General features: G+C 67.2%; 15 protein-coding genes. 11 read left to right on the top strand and 4 right to left on the bottom strand.

Annotated elements, in window-relative coordinates; genetic code table 11:
- Nucleotides 1-86: 86 nt before the first annotated feature.
- Both ACRDNQ_RS16740 and ACRDNQ_RS16735 read left to right on the top strand, forming a co-directional pair.
- Nucleotides 87-1,274: a pyridoxal phosphate-dependent aminotransferase gene (locus ACRDNQ_RS16740; RefSeq protein WP_431829855.1), complete on the top strand. Its 1,188-nt coding sequence runs from the start codon at nt 87-89 to the stop codon at nt 1,272-1,274.
- A complete protein-coding gene (locus ACRDNQ_RS16735; protein WP_431829854.1) occupies nt 1,271-2,860 on the top strand; it encodes a 5-guanidino-2-oxopentanoate decarboxylase in 1,590 nt (529 codons plus the stop codon). Before ACRDNQ_RS16740 ends, ACRDNQ_RS16735 begins: the two co-directional genes overlap by 4 nt.
- Here ACRDNQ_RS16735 and ACRDNQ_RS16730 read toward each other — a convergent pair.
- The gene (locus ACRDNQ_RS16730; RefSeq protein ID WP_431829853.1) at nt 2,857-4,320 is read right to left on the bottom strand and encodes an amidase; all 1,464 of its coding nucleotides are present in this window, start codon (nt 4,318-4,320) and stop codon (nt 2,857-2,859) included. The two genes, ACRDNQ_RS16735 and ACRDNQ_RS16730, sit on opposite strands and share 4 nt — an antisense overlap.
- A gap of 142 nt (nt 4,321-4,462) precedes the next feature.
- On the opposite strand from ACRDNQ_RS16730, the gene ACRDNQ_RS16725 reads away from it, so the two are divergent.
- From ACRDNQ_RS16725 to ACRDNQ_RS16700, 6 genes are all read left to right on the top strand, one after another.
- Nucleotides 4,463-5,944, top strand: a complete 1,482-nt coding sequence (locus ACRDNQ_RS16725; protein ID WP_431829852.1) for an amidase — start codon at nt 4,463-4,465, stop codon at nt 5,942-5,944.
- Nucleotides 5,945-6,006: 62 nt separating this feature from the next.
- Nucleotides 6,007-7,074 (top strand): ABC transporter ATP-binding protein, encoded by a 1,068-nt coding sequence (locus tag ACRDNQ_RS16720; RefSeq protein WP_431829851.1) that lies wholly within the window; start codon nt 6,007-6,009, stop codon nt 7,072-7,074.
- A 4-nt stretch (nt 7,075-7,078) separates the two neighbouring features.
- A complete protein-coding gene (locus ACRDNQ_RS16715; RefSeq protein WP_431829850.1) occupies nt 7,079-7,987 on the top strand; it encodes an ABC transporter permease in 909 nt (302 codons plus the stop codon).
- Nucleotides 7,980-8,783, top strand: a complete 804-nt coding sequence (locus tag ACRDNQ_RS16710) for an ABC transporter permease (protein WP_431829849.1) — start codon at nt 7,980-7,982, stop codon at nt 8,781-8,783. Before ACRDNQ_RS16715 ends, ACRDNQ_RS16710 begins: the two co-directional genes overlap by 8 nt.
- A 30-nt stretch (nt 8,784-8,813) precedes the next feature.
- A complete protein-coding gene (locus ACRDNQ_RS16705; protein WP_431829848.1) occupies nt 8,814-9,839 on the top strand; it encodes an extracellular solute-binding protein in 1,026 nt (341 codons plus the stop codon).
- A gap of 70 nt (nt 9,840-9,909) precedes the next feature.
- Nucleotides 9,910-11,337: an amidase gene (locus tag ACRDNQ_RS16700; RefSeq protein ID WP_431829847.1), complete on the top strand. Its 1,428-nt coding sequence runs from the start codon at nt 9,910-9,912 to the stop codon at nt 11,335-11,337.
- Between the two features lie 3 nt (nt 11,338-11,340).
- Here ACRDNQ_RS16700 and aguB read toward each other — a convergent pair whose 3' ends face one another.
- Together aguB and ACRDNQ_RS16690 are read right to left on the bottom strand one after the other, a co-directional pair.
- A complete protein-coding gene (gene aguB / locus ACRDNQ_RS16695) occupies nt 11,341-12,204 on the bottom strand; it encodes an N-carbamoylputrescine amidase (protein ID WP_431829846.1) in 864 nt (287 codons plus the stop codon).
- Complete coding sequence (locus ACRDNQ_RS16690) at nt 12,197-13,228, bottom strand: histone deacetylase family protein (RefSeq protein WP_431829845.1); 1,032 nt, start codon at nt 13,226-13,228, stop codon at nt 12,197-12,199. The genes aguB and ACRDNQ_RS16690 overlap by 8 nt, the downstream gene beginning before the upstream one ends.
- A gap of 202 nt (nt 13,229-13,430) precedes the next feature.
- Between ACRDNQ_RS16690 and ACRDNQ_RS16685 the strand changes: the two genes are divergently transcribed.
- The 3 genes from ACRDNQ_RS16685 to ACRDNQ_RS16675 all read left to right on the top strand — a co-directional run bounded on the left by ACRDNQ_RS16685 (nt 13,431) and on the right by ACRDNQ_RS16675 (nt 19,298).
- Nucleotides 13,431-15,047, top strand: a complete 1,617-nt coding sequence (locus ACRDNQ_RS16685) for a phytoene desaturase family protein (protein ID WP_431829844.1) — start codon at nt 13,431-13,433, stop codon at nt 15,045-15,047.
- 359 nt (nt 15,048-15,406) lie between these two features.
- Complete coding sequence (locus ACRDNQ_RS16680) at nt 15,407-16,393, top strand: aldo/keto reductase (RefSeq protein WP_431829843.1); 987 nt, start codon at nt 15,407-15,409, stop codon at nt 16,391-16,393.
- 274 nt (nt 16,394-16,667) lie between these two features.
- The gene (locus ACRDNQ_RS16675) at nt 16,668-19,298 is read left to right on the top strand and encodes an AMP-binding protein (protein ID WP_431829842.1); all 2,631 of its coding nucleotides are present in this window, start codon (nt 16,668-16,670) and stop codon (nt 19,296-19,298) included.
- Nucleotides 19,299-19,591: 293 nt separating this feature from the next.
- Here the strand turns inward: ACRDNQ_RS16675 and ACRDNQ_RS16670 are convergent, their stop codons facing one another.
- Nucleotides 19,592-20,443: an OmpA family protein gene (locus tag ACRDNQ_RS16670; RefSeq protein WP_431829841.1), complete on the bottom strand. Its 852-nt coding sequence runs from the start codon at nt 20,441-20,443 to the stop codon at nt 19,592-19,594.
- Nucleotides 20,444-20,466: the final 23 nt, after the last annotated feature.

The following is a 20,466-nucleotide window of genomic DNA, read 5'->3' as shown; positions in this document are numbered from 1 at the left end:
TTGACGAAGCCATCGCCGTCCTGTCAGGTCCGCCGCGTGCCGGGCGCCTTGCCCCGGGCCATTCCGTTCAGTGACGAGGCAGCGCCATGAAACACGCCGCGATCCTCGATCGCCTAGCCGGGCTTGGCGGCGCCAAGTGGGAGATCCACTACCGCGCCCGCGCGCTGGCGGCGCAAGGCCGTGACGTGATCGAACTGACGATCGGTGAACCCGACGTGCCCGCGCCGCCCGTGTTGACCGAAGTCGCCGTCGCCGCGCTTCGGGCCGGGCGCACCGGTTATTCGGACGGCCGGGGCGAGGCCGGGCTGCGCCGCGCGCTGGCCGAGCGCTATTCCCGCAGTGCCGGCCGGACGATCACCGAGCACCAGATCCTGTGCTTTCCCGGAACGCAGACCGCGCTTTTCGCCCTGCTTCTTGGCGTGGGCGAAGTCGGGGCCGAGGTTCTGGTCGGCGATCCCATGTATGCCACTTACGAAGGCGTGATCCGTGCCGGCGGCGCGGCGCCCGTGCCGGTGCCCCTGCGCCCCGAGCGTGGCTTTCGGATGGACGCGGCCGATCTTGCCGCGCGCGTCACGCCGCGCTCGCGCGCGATCCTTCTGAACTCGCCGCACAATCCCACCGGGGCGATCCTGAGCCGGGACGATCTGCAGGCGATCGGAGAGGTCGCGACGGCACACGACCTGTGGATCCTGTCGGACGAGGTCTATGAGGATCTGGTCTTCGAGGGGGCTGAATTCGTGTCGCCCCTGGCGTTTCCCCATCTGGCCGACCGGGTGGTCGCTGCCTCTTCGATCTCGAAGTCGCACGCCATGCCGGGAATGCGCAGCGGCTGGATCGTGGCGCCGGCCGATTTCGCGGCGCGGCTTCTGCCGCTGTCCGAAACGATGCTTTTCGGCAACCAGCCCTTCATCGCGGACATGACCGAGGCTGCGGTTCGGGCGCCCTCGCCCGTCGCGGCGGGGATGCGGCAGCGCTTCGCGGCGCGCGCGCGGCGTCTCAAGACCCGGCTCGAAGGCGACGGGCCGCTGCGCGTCCATGCGCCCCAGGCGGGGATGTTCGCCCTGATCGACGTGCGGGGCACCGGTCTGGATGGCGCAGCCTTCGCCGCCGGCCTGATCGAGGAGGCGGGCGTCGCGGTGATGCCGGGGGCGTCCTTCGGCGCCTCGCTTGGTGACTGGGTGCGGGTTGCGCTCACCGTGGACGACGACCGCTTCGCCGAGGCCTGCGACCGGATCGCCGCCTATGCCCGGACCCTGGCCGGGGTGCGCGCGTGACGACGGTGGGCGAAGCACTGGTCCGCGCGCTGGTCGCGCGCGGCGTCGATACGATCTTCGGCATTCCCGGCGTTCATACGATCGAGCTTTACCGGGGTCTTGCCGACTCGGGGATCCGGCATGTGACCCCGCGCCACGAACAGGGCGCGGGGTTCATGGCCGACGGCTATGCCCGCGCCAGCGGCAAGCCGGGCGTGGCCCTTGTCATCACCGGCCCCGGTCTGACCAACACGTTGACCGCGATGGCGCAGGCCCGCGCCGACAGCGTGCCGGTTCTTGTCCTGTCGGGGGTCAATGCGCGGGACAGTCTTGGGCAAGGGCTCGGCTATCTGCACGAGCTTCCCGACCAGCGCACCCTGGCCGCCGGTGTTGCGCTGAGTTCGGAGCGTGTCGAGACGCCGGACGACCTGTGTCCCGCCATCGACCGGGCCCTTGCCCGGCTCGCGGCGGGGCGCCCCGGCCCCGTGCATGTCGAGGTGCCCATCGACGTGGCCGGCCTGCCCGTCGGGGGCGACAGCGGCCCGGCCGCGCCGGTGGCCGTACCGCGCCCCGATCCCGCGGTGATCGCCGACGCCGCGGGCCTTCTGGCTACCGCGCGCGCCCCGGTGATCTTGGCCGGGGGCGGGATGCGCGAAGGGGCGGTCCTTGCGGCCCTTGCCGAGCGATTGGGGGCGCCGGTGGTCCAGACGGTGAACGGGCGCGGTCGGATGCATGCACACCCGCTTGTCGTGCCCGCCAGTCCCAGCCTAAGGGCGGTGCGCGATCTTCTTGAAGGCGCCGACGTCGTGCTTGCCCTTGGGACCGAGCTTGGGCCGACGGACTACGATATGTACGGCACCGGCGGGATGCCGCGCCTGCCGTCGCTGGTGCGCGTCGACATCTGCCCCGACCAACTGGCCCGACATCCGGCGCGCATCGCCATCATGGCCGATGCCTCGGACGCGGCACATGCGCTTCTGCGGGATCTTGGCCCCGACGCGGCCGAGCCTGCCCGCGCCCAGGCCCGTGCCGCCGCTGCCCGGGACGCCGCCTGGGACGAGATTGGTCCGAAAATGCGGGCCGAGGTGCGCTGTCTCGACGCGATGCGCGAGGCCGTCCCCGGCGCGCTGATCGTGGGCGACAGCACCCAGCCGGTCTACGCCGGCAACCTGTTTTATGATCCCGACCGGGCCGGGGGGTGGTTCAATTCGGCCACCGGATACGGCGCGCTGGGCTATGCCATTCCCGCCGCCATCGGCGCTGCCATCGCGCGCCCCGATCTTCCCGTCCTGTGCCTGACGGGCGACGGCGGCGCGCAGTTCAGCCTGGCCGAACTCATGACCGCCGCGCAGGAGGCGCTTCCCGTCACTTTCGTGATCTGGAACAACCGGGGCTATGGCGAGATCGCGACCTCGATGCGGGATGCGGGCGCGCCTGTGATCGGCTGCGATCCGACACCGCCCGACTTCGCCGACCTTGCCCGGGCCTGCGGCATGCCCCATGCCGCCGTCGCCGCCGACCCCGCCGCGATCGCGGCAACCCTGCGGCGCCTGCGCGCCATCGCGGGGCCCTCGATCCTTGAGATCCGGGTCGCGGACGTGGCCTAGGCCGCGCTGCCGTTGGGGCCGTCGACGGGCCGGGGATCGGGCCGGGGGTCGGGTCGCCCCGAGGCGGGCAGAAACATTTCCGGTGCCGCCGCTTCGTACAGCATCGCGGCGCGAAACACCGTGAGATCGTCGAAGGTAGGGCCGACGATCTGGATGCCGGTCGGCACCCCGTTCGCGTCGCGCCCCGAGGGCACCGACATGACGGGGCAGTTGTGCAGCATGTTGAAGGCATGGGTCAGCACCCAGCCGTATTCCGCGTCGACGACCTGTCCATCGACCTCGAAGGTCGTCGACAGCGGGTCGTGATCGGCGCGCACGCCGCCCACCGACAGGGTCGGGCAGACAAGCACATCGAAACGCTCGAAGATCGCGCCGATCACCTGGTACATCCGATGCTGCACTTCCCAGGACCGGGCCACGTCGTCGGGGCCAAGCTTTGCGGCCAGATCGGCGACCGCCAGTGCATAGTCGGTCAGCAGCGCGCGATGGGTCTGCGCGCTCCACAGCGGCTGGCGGCCGAAATGCATGGCCGAATACCACTGGTTCGCCGCCCGGTCGGTTTCGAGGGTCCAGCCGATGTCGACTTCCTCGACCGTGCAGCCGGCGTCTCGGAAGCGGTTCAGCGCGGACAGGGTGTTGCGCCGGACGTCGGCGCTGATCGGGACATAGCCGAGGTCCATCGACCAGGCGACGCGCAGCGGCGCGGGCGGGAAGGCGCCGGGGATTCGGACGACGTCGCGCAAGCTGTCGTGGTCACGCGGGTGCGGGCCCGAGATCACGTTCTGAAGAAGCGCGGTCTCGGCCACCGTGCGGGTCAAGACGCCGCAGTGGTTGTAGCGGTCGAAATTGGCGGGCGGGCCGTCGGGGTTGCGGCCATGCGGGGGCTTGAAGCCCACGACCCCGCAGGCGCTGGCGGGAATGCGGATCGACCCTCCGATGTCGGTCCCGGTGGCCACCGGTGTCATTCCGGCCGCCAGCGCTGCGGCCGATCCCCCGGACGATCCCCCCGGGCCGAAGTCGGTATTGAACGGGTTGCGGGTGACCCCCCACATGCGCGAGGCGCAGGTCGCCGACAGGCAGAACTCGGGTGTCGTGGTGCGGGCGTGAAGGATCGCGCCTGCCGCCTGAAGCCGCTCGATCGTGGGGTCGGACATCGTCTCGACGTTGTCGGCGAAGGCAAGCGATCCGTGCGTGGTGCGCTTGCCGGCCACGCGCTGGGCGTCCTTCACCGCGACAGGCAGACCCTCGAGCTGGCGGGCCGTTCCGGTGGCATAGGCGGTCTCGGCCCGCTGCGCCGCCGCACGGGCTTCGTCGAAATAGGTGTCGGCATAGGCGTTGATCGCCGGGTTCATCGCTGCTGTCCGGTCGAGAATCGCCTCGAGGTAATCGATGGGCGACACCTCGCGCCGGCGAAAGAGGTCCAAAACCTCGGTCGCCGGAAGATAATACAGATCGGTCATCGCCTTGCCCCCCAATCGCACTTGCCTGCGGGCAATCCAACCGTAGTCGCCCCAACTTGCCGAGGGAAGCGCCCGCGTTCCGGTTGCAGATGATCCGGGCGTCGCTAGGCTGTGAGACGGGGATGGGGCGGGGAGAAGACCGATGACCGGATACGACGATCACGACGCCACCGCGCTTGCGGCGCTGGTGGCGCGCGGCGAGGTCAGCGCGGACGAGTTGCTTGACGCTGCACTCGCCCAGGTGGGCGAGGTGAACGCGGATCTCAACGCGGTTGTGATGCTGGCCGAAGGGGTGGCACGCCGGAAAATCGCCCAAGGCCTGCCTGAAGGCCCGCTGCGCGGCGTTCCCTTCCTGCTCAAGGACCTGGGCGCCGAGGCAGTCGACTTTCCGTCGAACAACGGCTCGCGGCTTTTCGCGAACACGCGCTATGCGCGCGATTCGGCGATCTATGCGCGGCTGGCCGCGATGGGGCTTGTCGTGTTCGGGCGCACCACCGCGCCCGAGGGCGGGATCGGTCCCGCGACCGAGGCCGCCGTCTATGGCGGCCCGACGCGCAATCCCTGGGATCTGGGCCGGACGCCGGGCGGATCGTCGGGCGGGGCGGGGGCGGCGGTGGCAGCCGGAATCGTCCCGGCCGCCCATGGGTCCGATGGCGGCGGATCGGTCCGCATCCCCGCGTCGAACTGCGGGCTTTTCGGGGTGAAACCGACCCGCGCCCGTCTGCCCGATGGACCCTACTACGGCGAAGGCTGGGCCGGCATGGCGATCGACGGTTTCCTGACCCGCAGCGTTCGCGACACGGCGATCCTCCTCGATGGCACCCAGGGCGCGGATCTGGGCGCGCCCTACTGGGCGCCGCCCCTGCGGCGGACATTCCGTCAGGCGATCGATCGCGCCCCCCGCCGCTTGCGCGTGGCGCTGTGCGAAACGACCCTGACCGGCGATCCCGTGCATCCCGACTGCCGCCGCGCGGTGTTCGACGCCGCCGCCCTTCTCGAGGATCTCGGCCACGAGATCGAGCCGGCCGTGCCGCGCCAGGCCGACACGGCGGGCATGATGCGGGCCTGGACCGACATCGTGGCCTGTGGTGCGGCGCTGTCGGTTCGCCGCGCCGTCACCGCCCGCGGGCGCCCGCTTGAGGCAGGCGAAGTGGAAGGCGTCACCCGCGGCGCGATGGCGCATGCCGCCACCGTTTCGGGCGACCGCTATCTTGAATGCGTCAATGCCGTCCATGCCTACGGCCGTGCGATGGCGGAATTCATGGCCGACCACGACATCCTGCTGACACCCACCCTGGCCGAACCCCCCGCTCGTATCGGCCGCTTCGACCACGCGACCGACGACTACCTTGCCTTTCGAACGGGTCCCGACGGGGTCTTCGCCTATTCGCCGTTCACGGCGGCCTTCAACGCAAGCGGCCAGCCGGCGGCGTCGGTTCCCCTGCATTGGTCGCCGGAAGGTCTGCCCGTCGGCATCCACCTTGCCGCGCGCTTCGGCGAGGATGAACTGCTGCTGTCGCTTTGCGCGGAACTCGAGCGTGCGCGCCCGTGGTTTCATCGCAGACCGAACGGGGTCGGTCATCAGGGCCGCTCGGGGGGCGGGTCCGGCGCGCTTCGCCCCTAGACGAGGCTTGCTTTCGGGCTGCGGCATCGTCCATCGTGGCAGCAAGGAAATCGGAGGTCCGGGTGGCGATAGAAGACGCGATCGAGGCGCGGTCGGCCCGCAAGGTGTACGGGTCCGGCCCCAAGGAAGTGGTCGCGCTGGACGATGTATCGATCGCGATCCGCAAGGGCGAATTCTTCACGCTTCTCGGTCCTTCGGGCTGTGGCAAGACGACGCTTCTGCGGATGATCGCTGGCTTCGAGACGCCCACCGCGGGGCAGATCCTTCTCAACGGGCGCGACATCACCGAGGAACCGCCGAACCGCCGGCCGGTGAACACGGTCTTCCAGAGTTACGCCCTGTTCCCGCACCTGACGGTGCGCGAGAACGTGGGTTTCGGCCTTGTGATGAGGGGCCGGCCGTCTGCGGAAGTGACCCAGACCGTCGACCGGGCGCTGTCGCTCGTCCGGCTCGAGGAGATGGCCGACCGCAAGCCGCAGCAGCTTTCGGGCGGGCAGCAGCAGCGTGTCGCCCTGGCCCGCGCCCTTGCGCCGTCGCCCGAGGTGCTGCTGCTTGACGAGCCGCTGTCAGCACTTGATCTCAAGTTGCGCAAGGAGATGCAGTCGGAACTCAAGCGGCTTCAGCTTGAGCTTGGGATCACCTTCATCTTCGTGACCCATGACCAGGAAGAGGCGCTGACCATGTCCGACCGGATCGCCGTGATGAGCGCGGGCCGGCTTCTCCAGGTCGGGTCCCCGCGCGAGATCTACAACCATCCCGTCAACCGCTTCGTCGCCGATTTCATCGGCGAGACGAACTTCCTGCCGGGCGAGGTCCGCGGCGGGGTCGCAAAGATCGCGGGCGGGGTCGCCATCCCCGTCGACGCGGCGGCGCCCGAGGGGCGTCACACCCTTGCCGTGCGGCCCGAGCATGTGCGCATCGTGCCGGCGGGCCCCGATGCTCTTCTGACCGCGACTGTGGGCGAGGCCGTCTATTTCGGGACCGACAGCCACGTTCACCTGCGTCTTGCCGATGGCGCGGGTCTGGTCGCCCGCTACCAGGCCGAGGCCGCCGGCGGCGACGCGCCGCCCGTGGGCACCGAGGTGGGCGTGACCTTCGCGCCCGGCGCGGTCCAAGTGCTGGAGGACTGACGCGATGAGCGCGGCCGAAGACAGGGCAGCACGGCGCGAGGCGCGGGGGTCCTGGCTTCTGTCGGCACCGGCGCTGGTGATCCTGACCTTCGCCGCCGCCGGCCCGCTTCTGATCATGGTGGTCTATTCCTTCCTGACACCGGGCCAGTACGGCAACGTGGTGTGGGAATTCTCGACCGACGCCTGGGTCGCGACCGTCCTGTCGCGCGACATCTTCGACGGCACCTACAGCCTGGCCGACGCGCACCTGACGATCTTCTGGAGGTCGGTGAAGCTGGCGCTGACCACGACCGTCTTCGCCTTCATCGTGGGCTTCCCCACGGCCTGGTTCATCGCCACGCGGCCGCCCCGGATGCGCACGGCGCTTCTGTTCCTGATCACCATTCCGTTCTGGACCAACCTTCTGATCCGCACCTTCGCGATCAACCAGATCATCCGGAACGAGGGCATCCTGAACACCCTGCTGATCCACCTTGGCGTGATCGATACCCCGCTGCAGATCATCTATACCGACTTCGCGGTCTTCCTGGGGATGACCTATGTCTACCTTCCGCTGATGGTGCTGCCGCTTTTCGCGGCGATCGACCGGTTCGACATGCGCCTGATCGAAGCGGCCTACGATCTTTACGCCTCGCGCTGGCAGGTGCTGCGCCGCGTCATCATGCCCATCGTCAGACCCGGGATCGTTGCGGGCTCGATCCTTGTGTTCATTCCGGCGCTTGGCGCCTATGTCACGCCGCGCATCCTCGGCGGCGGCCGCAACATGATGATCGGAAACTTCATCGAGCTGCAATTCGGGCAGGGCCGGAACTGGCCGCTTGGGGCGGCGCTGTCGGTGCTGCTTCTCGTGATCGTCTCGATCGCACTGGTGTTCTACGTGCGCGTCACCTCGCGGGAGAGCGCCCGTGGCTAGGCGCGACTTCTCCGCCTCGCGGATCCCCGGCTTCGCGACGGTGGCGCTGCTGGTCTTTGCGGCGCTCTACCTGCCGATCTTCATCCTTGTCGCCTTCTCCTTCAACGCCGGCGACAGCATCGCGATCTGGGAAGGCTTCTCGTTGCGGTGGTATCCCGAGGCCTGGAACAACCAGCAGGTGCGCGAAGTCACGCTGCGCTCGCTGACCATCGCCGCCTTCGCCTCGGTCATCGCCACCTTCGTGGCGACCATGGCCGCGCTTGGCACGACGCGTCGGCGGCGGACCCGGGGACAGACCGTGATCTACCTGATGATCAACCAGCCGCTCATGGTGCCCGAGATCGTGACGGCGGTTGCCCTTCTGATCTTCTTCGCCTCGATCAAGGTGGCGACCGGCTATCAGGGGCTTGGCTACCTGATCGCCGCGCATTCGGCCTTCTGCATCCCCTTCGCCTATCTGCCGATCCGGGCGCGGCTTGAAGGCATGGACCAAAGCCTCGAGGTGGCGGCCGCCGATCTTTACGCCACGCCCTGGCAGGCGTTTCGCCACGTCACGCTGCCGCTCTTGATGCCGGGGATTGTCGCCGGGCTGATGCTGGCCTTCGTCACCTCGCTTGACGACGTGGTCATCACGCTCTTCGTGAAATCGGCCGGGCAGGATACGCTGCCCACCTACATGCTCGCGCAGATCCGTCGGTCGGTCTCGGCCGAGATCAACGCGATCTCGACATTGCTCTTGCTGCTGACGGTGATCATGCTGACGGCATTCTTCGTTCTGACGCGCAAACGGGACTGAAATCGAAGATCGACCAACCTGGAGGATCCAATGAAGAAACTCATGTCGACCGTGGCCATGCTTCTGGCGGGGACCACACTGGCCCATGCCGAGGGCACGCTGCAGCTTTTCAACTGGGGCGACTACACCAGCCCCGAGCTGATCGAGAAGTTCGAGGCCGAGACCGGCATCGACGTCACCATCACCGATTATGACAGCAACGACACCGCGCTGGCCAAGATCGAGGCCGGCGGGCATGGCTTCGACCTTGTCGTGCCCTCGGCCAACTACGTGCAGATCTACGTCGAAAAGGGCCTCGTGCAGGAGCTTGACCTGTCGAAGCTGCCCAATCACGGCAACATCGCGCCCGAGTGGATGAACGTGGACTACGACCCGGGCCGCAAGTACTCGATCCCGTGGCAGTGGGGTTCAACTGGTGTCGCGGTGAACAAGACCGCCTATTCGGGCGACATCAACACCTCGGCGATCTTCCTCGATCCGCCGCCCGAGCTTGAGGGCAAGGTGAACGTGACGCCCGAGATGAACGACGTCATCTCGCTGGCGCTTTGGTACGTGGGCGGCGAGCCCTGCACCGAGGACACGGAGGTCCTGAAGAAGGCCCGTGACGCGCTGGTCGCCGCCAAGCCCATGTGGCTGTCGATGGACTACGGCATGACCGAGAAGATGGCCGCCAACGACGTGATGGCCTCGGTCTATTGGAACGGGGCGATCTTCCGCGCCCGCCTGCAGAACCCCGATGTGGTCTATGGCTATCCCAAGGAAGGCTTCCCGCTGTGGATGGACCAGGTGATGCTGCTGTCGGATGCGCAGAACGTCGAAGAAGCCTACAAGTTCCTCGACTTCATCATGGTGCCCGAGAACGCGGCCATGATCTCGGCCTTCGCGCGCTATGCCAACGGCATCGCAGGGTCCGACCCGTTCATGCCCGAGGACATGAAGTCCGCGCCCGAAATCCTGGTGCCGGAAGAGTTCGCCGCGGCGGGCCACTTCCTGCCGACCTGCTCGCCCAAGGCGCAGGAATACTACACGGCGATCTGGACCGAGCTTCAGAAGTGATGACCCGGGCGCCTCGGCGCCCGGACTGCCGGGGGGCGCTGCCCCCCGGCGTTACCCAAGGCACCCCTTCGTGACATCGACGGCTCTGGACGACCCGACCACGATGGACGCCGTCGCCCTGGCGCAAGCCCTGCAGTCGCGGGCGCTGTCGCCGGCCGCGGTCATGGCGGCGGTTCTCGACCGGATCGAGGCGGTCAACCCGAAGATCAACGCGATCGTTTCGCTTCGTCCGAGGGCCGAACTGATGGCCGAAGCCGAAGCGCTGGACCAGGGCGTGCCCACCGGCCCGCTGTGGGGCATGCCCTTCGCGGCGAAGGACCTGGTCGCGACGAAGGGGCTGCGCACGACCTGGGGCTCGCCCGTTTTTGCCAACCACGTTCCGGCCTCCGACGATCTGCTGGCTGCGCGTGTCAGGGCGGCGGGCGCGGTTCTGATCGGCAAGACCAACGCGCCCGAATGGGGGCAGGGATCGCACTCGTTCAACCCGGTCTTCGGGGCGACGCGCAATCCCTATGACCTGTCGCGCAGCGCGGGCGGGTCGTCGGGCGGGGCGGCTGCGGCGCTGGCCGCGCGGCTTCTGCCGCTGGCCGACGGATCGGACATGATGGGGTCGCTTCGCAACCCCGCCGCCTTTTGCAACGTCTATGGCTTTCGGCCGACCTGGGGCCTGGTTCCATTGGACGCCGAGGGCGACACGTTCCTGTCGACCCTTACCACCGACGGGCCCATGGCGCGCAGCCCGCGCGACCTTGCCCTGCTGCTGTCGGTGCTGGCGGGGCCGAACCCCGAAGTGCCGTTCGCGCGTCCGTCCGGGGATTTCACCGCCCGCTTCGGCAGCAGCCTTGCGGGCAAGCGCATCGGCTGGCTGGCGGACTGGGGCGGCGCCTATCCGATGGAGCCCGGCATCCTGTCCACCTGCGAAACCGCGCTGGGCGTCTTCGAGGATCTTGGCGCCGTCGTCGAGCCGCTGGCACCGCCCTTTCCGGCCGAAGATCTCTGGTCGTCCTGGACGACGCTGCGCGCGGGTCTGAACGCGGGCGCCAAGCGCGACCTTGCGGACGATCCCGCGAAGCGGGCGCTGACGAAGCCCGAGACCCTGTGGGAGATCGAGCAGGGGGCATCACTGACCGCCGCGGCCTTCTATGACGCCAGCGTCACGCGCTCGCGCTGGTATGCCTGCGCCGCGCGCCTGTTCGGGCGGTTCGACGCGCTGGCGCTGCCGGCCGCGCAGGTCTGGCCCTTCCCGGTCGAGTGGCGCTGGCCAGATCAGATCGCCGGGCGCCGGATGGACACCTACCACCGCTGGATGGAGGTCGTCGTGCCGGTCAGCCTTGCCGGCCTTCCCTGCCTTGCGCTGCCGGCCGGGTTCTCGGCCGCAGGCTTGCCGACGGGGCTTCAGCTTTTCGGTTCCGCCGGCGCGGACGCCGCCATCCTGGCGATGGGCGATGCCTATCACCGGGCGACCGACTGGCCGGCCCGCCGTCCCCCTGCGGTCTAGCGGTCAACCGCCGAAGCCGCGAAGGGCGCCGTAAAGGTCTGGCCGCCGGTCGCGAAACAGGCCCCAGCTGCGCCGAAGGTCCCGGATCGCGTCAAGGTCGAAGCGCGCCACCCGCACGGCCGTGTCGTCGCGGCCTGCCTGGGCAACGACCTGCCCGGTATGATCGGCGACGAAGGAGGTGCCGTAGAACGTCACCTCCTGCCCGCCCTGCACCTCGCGCCCGATCCGGTTCGAGGCGGCCACGGGCAGGATGTTCGCGGCGGCATGGCCGCGCATCGTCATCTCCCAGTGCGGCTGGCTGTCATAGGCTGGGGCAGGGGGCTCGGACCCGATCGCGGTGGGATACAGAAGCATCTCAGCCCCCATCAGCGCCATCGCGCGGGCCGCCTCGGGGAACCACTGGTCCCAGCAGATGCCGACGCCGATCCGCCCGAAGGCGGTGTCCCAGACGCGGAAACCGGTATCGCCGGGGGTGAAATAGTACTTCTCCTCATAGCCCGGTCCCTGTGGGATGTGGCTTTTGCGGTAAAGCCCCAGCGCGCGACCGTCGGCGTCGATCACCGCGACCGAGTTGAAATGCGCGGGCCCCGCGCGTTCGAAGAACGACACCGGCAGCACGACCCCAAGCTCGCGCGCCAGCGCGGCGAAGCGCGCGACAAGGGCGTTGCCCTCGAAAGGGCTGGCCCAGACGAAATAGCGCGGGTCCTCGGTCTTGCAGAAGTAGGGGCCGTGGAACAGCTCTTGCAGCAGGATCACCTGGGCGCCTTGCGTCGCGGCCTGGCGCACCAGGGCCTCGGCGCGGTCGGCGTTGGCCGCCAGATCGTCCGAGCAGGCGAACTGCGTGACCGCGACCGCCACGTCACGCATCGAGGAACCCCTCCAGCACGTTCACCGTGTTGATCCCCACCGCCTCGATCGCATAGCCGCCCTCCATGCAGAAGACCGAGGGCAGTCCAAGCCTGCCGATCCGGCGGCCCGCGTCCATGAAGTCGGGGCTGTCGAGCTTGAAGAAGCTGATCGGGTCGTCCTTGTAGGCGTCGACCCCCAGCGAGACGACCAGCGCCTCGGCCCCGAAGGCGCGGATCCGCGCGATGGCATCGTCCAGTGCCTTGGCCCAGGGGCCATAGGCGGTGCCGGGCAGCATGGGGTAGTTCACCGTCGCGCCTTCGCCGGCGCCCGCGCCGGTCTCGTCCGCGAAGCCCAGGAAATAGGGGAAGGCGTCTTCCGGCGCGCCATGGAGCGATGCGAAGAAGACGTCGCCCCGGTCATAGAAGATGTCCTGCGTGCCGTTCCCGTGGTGGAAATCGATGTCGAGCACCGCCACGCGACCGGCGCCGTCGCGGCGGAAGGCCTCGGCCACGAGAGCGGCGTTGTTGATGAAGCAGTAGCCGCCGTACATGTCGGCGGTGGCGTGGTGCCCGGGCGGGCGGCACAGGGCGAAAGCCGCGCGCGCGCCGGCCGCGACATGGGCCTGAGCCGCCTGCGCCGAGGCCGCCGACGACAGCGTGGCGGCCCAGGTGCCGCCGGTGATCGCGGTCTCGGAGGCCAGCGCGTAATAGCCCGCCTTGCCGTCGATGTTGCGTGGCGGGCGCGACATCTGCATCCGCCGGGCCGGGAAGCTGGCCGCGATGATCTCGCCCGCCATCCCGGCGGCCTTCCATTCGTCCCACGCCGTTTCGAGGAATTCGAGGTAATCAGGGGTGCAGAGGGCGCGGATCGCGTCCATGTCCGGCGCGCCGGGATCGACGATGTCGGTCAGCCCCCGTTCCTTCAGCCGCCCAAGCACATACTCGACGCGGCTTGGCCGCTCGTAAGGTGTGACGAACTCGCCCCCGCTCAGTTCGGCTTGCGGAAAGTGGCGGCGATGCTCTTCGCTGAAAAAGGTCTTCACGTGGGGCTCCTCTGGCCGTGCCTCGGCCAAGCGTTGAGGGTTCGGCCGCGCAAGGTCAAGATGCCGGAGGGCGCGCCCGCGCCAACGGTGTTGCGGCATCGGATCGCGACGGCTTAACGTTGTCCCCGAACCGATCGGGGACCACGGGCGAGGACATCGGCCCGCCTGCCCCAACGCCCTGGAAGATGGGAAAGGCCTTGGGATGATCTATGACGCCGTCGTCGTCGGGGCAGGGCACAACGGGCTTGTCGCTGCCTGCTATCTGGCGCGCGCCGGGCTCAAGACGCTGGTGGTAGAGAAAAACGACTATGTCGGCGGCGCGGCCGTGAGCCGCGAGCTTTACCCGGGCTTCACCTATTCCAACTGTTCCTACGTCTCGTCGCTGTTCCGGCCCGAGATCATGCGCGACCTCGACCTGCCCCGGCACGGGCTGCAGATCCTGCCCTATGAAGGCGGTGCGGTCTTCAAGGAGGACGGCGGATATCTTGGCGCCCACCGCGACCATGACGCCAACCGGCGCGAGTTCGCCCGCCACAGCCCGCGCGACGCCGAAGCCTATGACCGCTACAACCGGGATATCCTTCGCCATTGCCGGTTCATCCGACCGATGCTTCTGCGCACGCCCGCGGATCCCGCCAGCCTGCGACCGCGCGACATCTCGGAGCTTGCCTGGCTTGGCAAGCGGATGCTCGGTCTGAGCGAGCGTCAGGCCTGCGAGATGGTCCGCTTCTGGACCATGTCGATCGCGGACTATCTGGACGAATACTTCGAGACGCCGGTGATCAAGGCGATGCAGGCGGTGGCCGCCTTTACCGGTACGAACCTTGGGCCGATGTCCCCCGGCACGGCCTATATCCTGCTGCACCACATGATGGGCGACGTGGATGGCAACGTCGGCGCCTGGGGCTATGCCCGCGGCGGCATGGGGGCGATCTCGAAGGCGCTGAAATCCGCGTTCGAGGCGGCGGGCGGCGAGGTCCGCATGGGCCATGGGATCGACAAGGTCCTGGTCAGGAACGGGCGCGCGACAGGGATCGTGCTGGACAACGGCGACGAGATCGCCGCGCGGCGGGTGATCTCGAACATGGATGTGCAGCGCACGTTCCTCGGCCATGTGGACGAGGCCGAGTTGCCGCCCGCCTTCGTCAAAAAGGTCCGAAATTTCAAGATCCGCGGTTCGTCCGGCAAGCTCAACATCGCGCTGGACCGGTTGCCGCGGTTCCCCGCGCTGCCCGACGGCGCGCCGAACATTCGCGGCGCGCTGCATTTCACCGATACGATCGAGCGGATCGAGCGTGCCTACGACGACTGGAAAGCCCAGCGGTGGAGCCGCGACCCGTTCCTTGACGTGATGATCCCCTCGACCATCGACCCGACGATGACGCCGCCGGGCAAGCACTTCATGTCGGTCTTCGTGCAATACGCGCCGCCCAAGCTAGAGGGCCGCGACTGGACCGATGCCGACCGCGATGCCTTCGCCGCGACCTGCCTCGACCAGATGGAACGCCATGCGCCGGGCTTCAAGGACAGCATCCTGCACATCGAGGTGCGCACCCCGCGCGAACTGGAAAACGAGGTCGGCCTGACCGGGGGCAACATCTTCCAAGGCGAACTGACCTTCGACCAGTTGCTCTTCAATCGCCCCGTGCCTGGCCACGCGCAGTACCGAAGCCCGATCCGCGATTTGTGGATCTGCGGCTCCTCAACCCATCCCGGAGGCGGGGTCATGGGGGCGCCCGGTCGCAATGCCGCCGCCGAAATCCTGCGTGACCTGCGCACCCCCGCCAAGGACATGAGCGAGGCTTACGCCGTGCTGTGACGCCTTTGATCGGAGAGGGCGCAAGCGCACGGCCATGTGACCAATCTCGGTCTTCCCGCAGTCGCCGGGCACCTGGCCTGGCCGTGACATGATTGCCCGCGCGCGCGAAGGGGTCTGGCGTTCCACCGGCAAGACGGCCTGTTTCGACGGCGACCGGCCCGACGGACAGTCTGAAGCTCGGACCGACCGATCCCACTGGCGGGCGCAAGGGTCGTGCTAAAGCCGAAGCCATCGACGGCACCCGCCAATCGTGCTCATCTGCTTGATGCCTGGTCGCCGGCCCGGGTATCAGTGCCTGGTGTGCGCCCGCGCGGGACGCACCAACGCAGGAATGCAAATCAGGAAGGATCAGTATGGCCATGTCTGAACGGGCCTTTGGCCGGACGGGAAGGACCGTATCGTCGATCGGCTTCGGGGCCTGGGCGATCGGCGGGTCTTGGGGCGATGTCTCGGAAACCGAAGCGCGCGCCACGCTCGAGGCGGCCCTCGACGCTGGCGTGACCTTCATCGACACGGCGGACGTCTATGGTGACGGTCGTTCCGAACGCATCGTACGGGATGTGCTTGCGTCCCGGAAAGGCGCGCGCCCCGTGGTCGCCACCAAGGCCGGCCGCCGCCTGACCCCCCACGTGGCCGAGGGGTATACCCCGGCGGCCATCGAGGGCTTCGTCGACCGCAGCCTCGTCAATCTTGGCGTCGACCGCATCGATCTTCTGCAACTGCACTGCCCGCCGACCGAGGTCTACTACCGGCCAGAGCTTTTCTCGGGCCTCGACAGGCTGATCGAGAAGGGGAAACTCGGGCACCTCGGCGTCTCGGTCGAGAAGGTCGAGGAAGGGCTGAAGGCGATCGAGTACCCAAACGTTGCATCCGTGCAGATCATCTACAACATGTTCCGGCAACGACCCGCCGATCTCTTCTTCCGCGAGGCCAAGTCGAAAGGCATCGCGGTGATCGCGCGGGTGCCGCTTGCCAGCGGATTGCTCAGCGGAAAGATGACCCGGGACACGACGTTTGCCGCAGATGACCACCGGTCCTTCAATCGCCATGGAGAGGCCTTCGACGTGGGCGAGACCTTCGCCGGCGTGCCCTACGAGACGGCGCTCGATGCCGCCGAAAAGCTGCGCGGGCTTGTGCCGGTCGGGGCCACCATGGCGCAGTGGGCGCTTCGCTGGATCCTGATGACCGACGCGGTCAGCGTCGTGATCCCCGGCGCACGGACGCCAGAACAGGCCCGTGCGAATGCAGCGGCCGATGCACTGCCGCCTGTCGACCCCGCGACCATGGAAGCTGTCCGAATGATCTACGAGACGGACATCAAGCCCTACGTCCACCACCGGTGGTAACACTGGACGCGCGCGCGTATCGCCGTCGTGAGCCCGTCGGGATGACGGCGGGCGAGACGAAGCTTCGCCCCTGTCCCGTCGATCGCGCCTGCATGTTTGCAAGGAAGTGGACTGTGGTCAGAGACGCGGAGAACGTCGCTTCCAGACGGGGGGAAGCGTTCGATTGCCTTGGCTTTCCTGTCCATTTCGCCCGCCAAAGCTCTGCCTCTGTTTGCGAACGGGACAGTTGCAAACACGCAGTCGACCCGACAAGTTGAGGCTTGGGGACGCGCACGTGGTAGATCCGGTTCACAAAGGCAATTTCCTGTGGGAGGTCCTCGAGCGCCATGGGGATGCCCCCGCCGTCATCGAGGGCGCGCGCAGCGTCGGCTTCACCGAGCTTGCCTTGATGGCCGACACAGCGGCCCAGGACCTGCGTGCCTTGCTGCCCGAAAAGGTTGCGCGCCCCCTGGTGTTGATCGAGGCGACGCCGACATTGAAGTTCCTCGCCGCCTACCTTGGGTGTCTCAGGGCAGGCTGGCCGGTGATCCTGACAGCCGCAGGGCAAGGGCGCGCTGGTAGCGCGCTGGTAGAGGAGTTCACCCCAAACGTGGTCTGCCTGGCAGATGCCCCGGCAGAAGCCGTCAACACGCGAAACGTTCCGATGCACCCCGAACTGGCCGTGCTGCTTTCGACCTCGGGCACCACTGGCGCAACTAAGCTCGTGCGGCTGTCGCGGACGAACCTCCAGGCAAACGCCGAGGCCATTGCCGAGTATCTTGGCCTTTCGGCACGGGATGCGACGATCACCACCCTGCCCCTGCATTATTCCTACGGCATGTCGGTGCTGCACACGCACCTGCTGGTCGGCGGCAGGATTGCGCTGACAGAAGAGGGGTTGGTCGACCCCGGGTTCTGGCAGACGGCACGTGCGGTGGGCGCGAACTCTCTCGCGCTGGTGCCAACCCAATTCGAACTGCTCGAAAAAGTGGGGTTCTCCGAGGAAATGCTGCCGGATCTGCGGTACATGACCCAGGCTGGCGGGCGTATCGATCCGTTGTTGGCACGGCGTTTCGCGCAGCGGGCCAAGAATGGGGGCTGGCTGCTTTTCATCATGTACGGGCAGACCGAGGCGGGGCCGCGCATGTCGTACCTGCCGCCCGAGGACGCACTCGAGCACGCCGAAACCATTGGTCGCCCGATCCGCGGCGGCGAATTCCGCATTGTCGGGCCGAACGGAGAAGACATCACCGAGGCCGGCGTCCCGGGCGAACTGGTCTATACCGGACCAAACGTCATGCTGGGCTATGCGCGGACGGCGAGGGAACTGGCGGACCCCGCGGGACCGGACAGCCTGCCGACCGGCGACATCGCTCAACGTGAGGCATCCGGCTATTATCGCATCGTCGGTCGCGCGAGCCGCTTCGTGAAGCTTTTCGGCCTGCGCGTGGGTCTTGACGAGATTGAAGCCAGTTTGCGCAAGGCCGGGCACAGGGCCTATGTCGCCGGAACTGACACGGGCGTGGTTGTCTTTGTAACCGAGGAGACTGGCGACACGGACGCGTTGCGCTTGGAAGTGGCGGATCGCTATGGTCTGCCGTCACGTCTGTTTCGTGTCACCACCCTTTATGAGGTGCCGACGCTTTCGTCGGGCAAGGTCGACTACCGAACGCTGGGTCAGCTGGCCGAGATCAAGTTGGCCGGCATGCCAACCGTGCCGGAGACCGCCGGCGGCGGTGATCTGTACGAGTTCCTGAAGACCACGCTTCGGCGACGCGAAATCAACCCGGACAAAAGCTTCCGCGAACTTGGCGCGGACAGCCTCGCCTATCTGGAAACGGAATTGTATCTGTCCGGCGTCATGGGCAGCGTTCCCGCCGACTGGGACCAGATGCCCTTGTCGCACGTCGACGAGCAGATCCGCGGGCAGTCCGGCACGGCTGTCCCGGCCCGCTGGGTTCCGGTTCAGTCCGACCTGCTGTTGCGCATCACCGCAATTCTTGCCGTTCTGACCCTGCACGGCACCGACCTTAGCGTGCGCGGCGGATCCTTCCTGCTGCTTATCCTCGCAGGCTTTTCCCTTGCGCGATTTCAGCGCACGGCCCTGTTCGAGGGGAGAATTGGCAGTGTGCTTGAGAGCATGCTCTTGCCCGTCCTCGTCGCGTACTACGCGCTGGTTCTCTTGCTGTCCTTGAAGTTCGGACCCCTCGCCTGGCCGTGGTTCACCCTTACCGTCAACTTGTTCGAACCGCTGCAGCCAAGGTTCATGATGCCCTATTGGTATGTCAGCACCTATGCCCAGATCATCGTGCTGGCTTCCCTTCCGTTCTTGTTCACACCCGTCCGAAGGGCCGTCGCCCGCGCGCCTTTCGGCACCTCGGTGGCGGTTCTTCTGGCTCTGGCCGTAGCCTTGGTACTGACCGGTGTGGTCGACATTCGATACTCGTTGAGACACCACCATCCTGCGGCGGCCCTCGTGCTTCTGGTGTGGGGGTGGGTTCTGGCGTGCGCGGACACACCGTTGCGAAAGGCACTTGCGTCGCTCGCCGTTCTGGCGGTCTTCGTTCTGTGCTGGTCCGACGTGGACAGGAGCGTGGCTGTCTTCCTGCTGGGTGGCTCGGTCGCGCTGCTCTGGCTTTCGTCCATTCCGATGCCACGGCCAATACAGCGTGGCGCTCTGCTGGTAGGCACCCTGACGCTCTACATCTATCTGTTGCACATCCCGGTGCTCTATGTTGCGCGCCCCTATTTCGATGCACAGGCTGCGACCCTGGCCGTCACCTTCTTCGGCAGCCTGGCTGCCGCATATGTCGCAAAGCGCCTATACGACGGATTTCGCAGTGTTCTGGGACGGTATCGGCATCAACTGTCCGAAGGTGCGGCGCCACCGGGGACCCGGAGTTCGTCGAAGCCGGACAGATGGTAGTTCCTCGGTTCAGCCGGTGCGGCCCAAGGCCAAGGATCGGCGGGCTGTGATCGAGAACCCGAAGCAATCCGGCCTGAAAGATCTGCCGCGAGGATTTGTGGTATCGAGGTCTGGAATGACGGCGGAGCAACTTTTCTGGGTTGGTCTCAACCCATTGAAGTTATGGTTCTTTTGACGGCAAAGGCAGCGTGCCAGTGCGGTCAGGCGAATTCTAATCCCTCTCTGCCTGGTCATTCCCTGAGGCTGGCCAGCGCCCTGCCCGCCGTAAGCCAAGTTCGTCCGACAAACCCGGCTTACGTACCCAATGCCACCCTCAGGCGGGCGGAGTTGCAGAAGCATCGCTGCCCATACTCGAGTTTGCGCGGTTCATTCGCGCCGAGGCCCGCGGCGATCCCGCAATCGTATTTCGCGGCGCCCGACATCTGGAAGGCCGGGGCGTTCTGGCCGTCGGCCGAAAAACGTTCGAAGGCGCCGGCGGCCTCGACAAGCCGGCTTCGCAGGTCGGCTTCGAACGCGTCGCCGAAGCCGGCCGGGTTGAGGTCGATATCGCGGTAGCTCCGGCAGGCCGCGAGCATGTCGTCGAGAGAAACCACAACCCGGCGGTTAAGCCGTTCGGCGGTCGCCACCATGACGACGAGGTCCGTCTTTCCGCGACTCGAAACCGAACCGATGCGGCTGACGGGAACGCCACTGGCGACAAGCGCGTCGGCGACGGCTTGAGCCCGCCGCAATCCAAGCTGCGTATTGTAGCTTGCTGATCCCACGGCATCGGTGTGGCCGATCACGACCGACGGTCGGTACGAGGGCGACGCGTCAAGCGACTTGGCGATTGCTACGACCTTGGCCTGCCCCTCGGCGTCCAGGGTGGCGCTATCGAAATCGAAGAAGATCGTTCCGAGTTCCTGCCCCTGTGCGGCGACGACCGTGGCGAACAGGAACGGAATCCAGATCGCTTGCGCCAAGGCATTTCGAAGCGAGCGGGACATGTCCTTCCTGGTACGCGGCAGTCTGATCGACAACATGATTTGGCCTTGAATGATGGTGTTCCGTTTGCGACGTTGCATCAACTTGCGATGTAGAATCCAGCGCCAATTAGAGCGGGCAGGTCGTATGAAGAGAGGCTTCAGCAGGGCGATCGGTGTCATCGGCCTTCTTTTTTGCCCGTCTG

The organism is Saliniferula longa (assembly GCF_050789285.1).
In the GTDB taxonomy this organism is placed as follows: Bacteria; Pseudomonadota; Alphaproteobacteria; order Rhodobacterales; family Rhodobacteraceae; genus CAVPWP01.
The sequence above is the reverse complement of the archived record's forward strand: the minus strand, read 5'-3'. Positions and strand labels throughout refer to the sequence as shown.

What these genes read in the sequence shown, in the direction of transcription:
- ACRDNQ_RS16740 (WP_431829855.1), top strand. Translation starts at nt 87, where the DNA reads ATGAAACACGCCGCGATCCTCGATCGCCTAGCCGGGCTTGGCGGCGCC.
- ACRDNQ_RS16730 (WP_431829853.1), bottom strand. Translation starts at nt 4,320, where the DNA reads ATGACCGATCTGTATTATCTTCCGGCGACCGAGGTTTTGGACCTCTTT.
- ACRDNQ_RS16725 (WP_431829852.1), top strand. Translation starts at nt 4,463, where the DNA reads ATGACCGGATACGACGATCACGACGCCACCGCGCTTGCGGCGCTGGTG.
- ACRDNQ_RS16715 (WP_431829850.1), top strand. Translation starts at nt 7,079, where the DNA reads ATGAGCGCGGCCGAAGACAGGGCAGCACGGCGCGAGGCGCGGGGGTCC.
- ACRDNQ_RS16705 (WP_431829848.1), top strand. Translation starts at nt 8,814, where the DNA reads ATGAAGAAACTCATGTCGACCGTGGCCATGCTTCTGGCGGGGACCACA.
- aguB (WP_431829846.1), bottom strand. Translation starts at nt 12,204, where the DNA reads ATGCGTGACGTGGCGGTCGCGGTCACGCAGTTCGCCTGCTCGGACGAT.
- ACRDNQ_RS16685 (WP_431829844.1), top strand. Translation starts at nt 13,431, where the DNA reads ATGATCTATGACGCCGTCGTCGTCGGGGCAGGGCACAACGGGCTTGTC.
- ACRDNQ_RS16680 (WP_431829843.1), top strand. Translation starts at nt 15,407, where the DNA reads ATGTCTGAACGGGCCTTTGGCCGGACGGGAAGGACCGTATCGTCGATC.
- ACRDNQ_RS16670 (WP_431829841.1), bottom strand. Translation starts at nt 20,443, where the DNA reads ATGACACCGATCGCCCTGCTGAAGCCTCTCTTCATACGACCTGCCCGC.